Genomic DNA, 4,409 nt, shown 5'->3' with positions numbered 1-4,409 from the left:
CCCTTTCGGGGACTCAAATCAAGTAAGCCTCCTATAAGGAAGCAAAGAAGCACACGCCTTTAGGCGTTGTGAGTATCACAAACAATTAACGGTGACAAATTTCAGAAATAAAAAATAAAAAAAGGAGAAAAAAATGACAACGCAAATTCGCCAGCAAAATGGCATCTCGATTTTGAAACCCACTGGAAAGGTAAGCGGACGTTCTGTATCAGACTTACGGGAAGTTATCTTGCCACAAATAGCGGCTTCGGATACCCCTCGTATCCTCATCAATTTCGAGCAGGTCAATCGGATCGATAGTTCAGGTCTTGGCACCTTGATGGAGGCATACGCGGCTGCGTCACGAAAACAGGGACGCGTGGGTGTCATCAATGTCGGGAAACATATCAGAAATCTCATCGTTCTGAGTCGTGTGGTGAGTCTGTTTGAACATTTCGACAGTGAGGACGCGGCTGTTGCTGGATTGTCGGCTTAGTTTTTGAAGTCCAATAGAATATCCACAGGGAACTGGTTTTTTACCGGTTCCCTTTTTTGTTGCCTGACACTCCCAAAACACATACAAAAAATCCAGTTTTTCATTTTTTGCCCCAGGATGCAAGTTTTCTACCCAAAATTTCGTCTTTAATATATAGAAGGGTAAACTGTGCCATATTGCTTTGCATAAAACTTGGCATTTGATTAAACTTTTTGGCGAGGACCTACAGGATCCAATCTATTCGTGAGGAGGAAATTTCGTGGAAAGAGAAGACGATGTTCAACTGATTCGCAAAGTTTTATCGGGAGACAACGAGGCATTTGGTATTTTGGTCGAAAAGTACCAAAAGAGCGTTCATGACCTTATATGGCGGAAGATCGGCGATTATCACGATGCTGAGGATATTACCCAAGATGCCTTCCTCCAGGCATACAAAAAACTCTCGACGCTTAAAAATCCTGATCAATTCGCTGGGTGGCTCCATGTCATCGCTAATCGGCTTTGCATTGATTGGATGCGAAAGCAAAAGTTGATACAGCAGCGAAAGCCTGCCATGCAATCGCTCGAGAACACGCCTGTGGAAGAAATTGAGGAATCCTCTTACACACAGCACGTGTTGGAACAGCGGGTGACAGAGAGAACCGAGTATCGCCATGCGCTTGTCCAAAGGCTTTTGGAAAAACTGCCAGAAAATGAACGAATGGTCGTAACACTCTACTATCTTGACGAAATGTCAACAAAAGAGATCGGCAAATACTTAGGGGTGCCGGTGAACACAATTGCGAGTCGGCTCCACCGAGCACGAAAACGTTTACAAACGGATCGGGAACTCTTGGCTCAAGAATTCTTTGGTCATTCACAATTATCAGATAATCTGAAGGAGAATATTATGAATCAATTGGAGCGACTGCACAGCACATTCGATGCATTCATAGAACAAGTAAAATCTGATCCTGCATCAAGAGAGGATATTCTTAAGGAGGCATCCAATGAGATTGAAGATGCACTTAAGGGTGAAATTACGCCTGAGTTGGTGCATCTTGTGGTTGATGAGATATACCCGTATATGGGCAGTCTCGGCATGGAAAAACGGGTGCCTCTGCTCCGTAAGTATATGGATAACGCCCCAGATGATACAGAACGTTACTGGTCGCACAAGTCGTTAGTGAATAGTCTTGGATTTCTTAGGAGAAACCGAGAAGCGATTGAGGAACAGACGCGCCTTTACCGTTGGGCATGCAAGCAATCAGAAAAATATGTGTTACGGATTATTTCCAATCTGGGCATGTCTGGATATTGGGCGGCGGAAGGTCGTATTGATGACTGGATTCAACTTTATAATGAAGCCTCTGAACGCTTAGAGAATCCTAAAGTGAGTCAGTACAGTCGTTGCGACTTTCTGCAATTCGGAGCAGATATCTTAATAAAAAACGATAGGTTAGATGCGGCACTTCTTGAAATCGAAAAATTGGAACGTGCCAATGGTGAACCCGGGTGGCGGAGTTATTTTAGATTCTGGTTGGCTATAAGAGAGAATCGACTTCGGGTGTATAGCAAACAGGAAGATTGGGACCGTTTCGATCAAGTCTGGGCGGATGCAAGAACGTTTATCGAAGGGGAAGTAGAAAAACGGAATGCTCGTTATCCCGTAAATATCTACGAACTTGTCTGTGCTACTCACAATGTCGGTTGTTGTCTGGTATGGGCGAAGAAGTATAACGAGGGGAAACGTTTGCTACAACTCGCCATCGATTTGGGCAATTACAACGATTATAATCACTTCATGCTTGCTGTGAGCATCTGGGCATCTGAGAGAGATCGAGAAAAGACTTTACATCATTTGAAGGTCGCTCAGAACGAGTATGTGGTTACTTCCTACAATTATCTGGATGGCTACTACTCGTCTTTCCTTGAAACCCCCGAATTTTCGGATGTAAAGGAGGATTCAGAGTTTCTGAAGGTTCTGGGACAGAAGGAAGAGAAGTAAGCGAAGAATAGTTGAACATGCGTTTGCCTTAAGAATTTAGAGAAACCCAGGCCGACATATCACGCCTTTTTACTGGGTTTCTCAACCTCTCATAAAGTGTCGGGAAATCGGCGATTTATCGTACGTCCAGAATTATCCCTCCAAAACGACTCCTAAAAAATCCAGTTTTTAATTTTTCCCCATGATGCACGTTTTTTGATTAAACTTTCGTCTTTAAATAATAGAGGGTCGGAATCTTATCGTATTGCTTAATTTAAGGGTAGATCTAACACAAAACCCCTTAATTAGAATAGGACTTACGCAAAATTGTGCCGGAACTTCTATCTTACTATGGCGTGGACACGGAACGCCCTGCGCCCGATGCGTTTTGAAACACACCTGCCAGCAAAGTGAGTAAGTCCTATTAGAATATTCCACCAAAGTATCACATCGCGGGAGAAGCGAAATGAATTGCAAAAGTATTGTTAAGGTTTCCTTTGGTTTGTTCATCTGTTTAGTCGTTTTTACGGCAATAGCTTGGAGCGAGGGAGAAGAAATGAATCCTTTAACACTTGAGGATATTCGCAGCAAGTTTGATGCATTCATAGAGCAAGCAAAATCCGATCCTACATCGGGAGAGGATATTCTTAAGGAGGCATACAACCAGATTGAAGATGCCCTTAAGGGTGAAATCACACCTGAGTTGATGCATCTTGCCGATGACATATACACGTATATGGGCAAACTCGGATTAGAGAAACGTATCTCTCTACACCGTAGATATCTGAAGATCGCTTCAGATAACACAGAACGTTTCTGGTCGCATTGGCAATTAGTTGATACGCTTGCTGTTCTTCAGAGAAACCGAGAAACTGTCGAGGAACAGATTCGACTTTATCATTGGACGTGTGAGCAGCTGTCAGATGCGTATGTGTTGGAAGCTCTTTACGATACGACCCAGGCTAAATGTTGGAAAGAGGAAAGTCGTATTGATGAGTGGTTTCAACTGTATGAGGAAGCCTCTGAACGCTTAGAGAACCCTGAAGTGAATCGCTACACACGTTGTCTTTTTTTGCAAGCTGGGGCAGAAGTCTCATACGCCAACGACAGATTGGATGAAGCACTCCTCGAAATAGAAAAATTGGAACGTCTCAACAGCACCCTTGGTTTGGAACACTATTTTCAGTTCTGGTTGACTGCAATAACCACACGACTTCTGGTGTATAGCAAACGAGAAGATTGGGAACGTTTCAATCAAGTCTTTATCAAAGCCAGCACATTTCTTGAAGAGGAGATAGAAAAACGGGACACTGGTCATCCAGTGGATATTGGAAACCTTACATGGGCTGCTCATGATATTGGGTGTTGTTTGTTGTGGTCGAAGAAGTACAACGAAGCGCGACGTTTCCTACAAATCGCCGTTGATTTCGGAAACAATAACGCTTGGAGTCACTTCTTCCTTGCAGTAAGTATTTGGGCTTCTGAGAAGGATAGAGAAAAAACTTTATATCATTTAAAGACTGCTCAGGATTACATGCTAAACCCTTTAAATCGGGATATGTATTACCAAACTTTTCTTGAAACGCCAGAATTTTCGGATATAAAAGATGATAAAGAGTTTTTAAAAGTTCTGGGGCAGAAGTAAAAGAAGACTCGTTAAACGTGAGTTTGACTTAAGAACTTAGAGAGACTCAGTCTGATATATCACACCTTTTTCCTCAGTTTCCAGCCTCTCATAAAGCGTCAGGAACTGGATATCCACAAAACAACTTTTAAAAAATTCCTATTTCTTTCATTTTTTTCAACAGGATGCACGTTTTTTGATTAAACTTTCGTCCTTAATAATAAAGCGTCTGAATCTGACCGTATTGCTTAATTTTACAAAACTCATACCATTTCTAAAAGTTTATATTCCATTAACCGCGCCGTTCATCCAGACCCCGGTAGGTGTGGAAATACCTTTCGGAC

2 protein-coding genes and 1 pseudogene are annotated in these 4,409 nt (G+C 42.5%); all 3 read left to right on the top strand.

What is annotated here, in order from left to right:
* Positions 1-130: 130 nt before the first annotated feature.
* The 3 genes and pseudogenes from J4G07_17650 (at position 131) to J4G07_17640 (ending at position 4,086) form a co-directional block, all read left to right on the top strand.
* Positions 131-475 (top strand): annotated as a pseudogene (locus J4G07_17650) (STAS domain-containing protein).
* Between the two features lie 259 nt (positions 476-734).
* Positions 735-2,462, top strand: a complete 1,728-nt coding sequence (locus J4G07_17645) for an RNA polymerase sigma factor (protein ID MCE2415811.1) — start codon at positions 735-737, stop codon at positions 2,460-2,462.
* Between the two features lie 535 nt (positions 2,463-2,997).
* A complete protein-coding gene (locus J4G07_17640; GenBank protein ID MCE2415810.1) occupies positions 2,998-4,086 on the top strand; it encodes a hypothetical protein in 1,089 nt (362 codons plus the stop codon).
* Positions 4,087-4,409 lie beyond the last annotated feature (323 nt).

Source organism: Candidatus Poribacteria bacterium (assembly GCA_021295715.1).
In the GTDB taxonomy this organism is placed as follows: domain Bacteria; phylum Poribacteria; class WGA-4E; order WGA-4E; family WGA-3G; genus WGA-3G.
This window is presented reverse-complemented; position numbering and strand designations above follow the sequence as displayed.

What these genes read in the sequence shown, in the direction of transcription:
- J4G07_17640 (MCE2415810.1), top strand. Translation starts at nt 2,998, where the DNA reads ATGAATCCTTTAACACTTGAGGATATTCGCAGCAAGTTTGATGCATTC.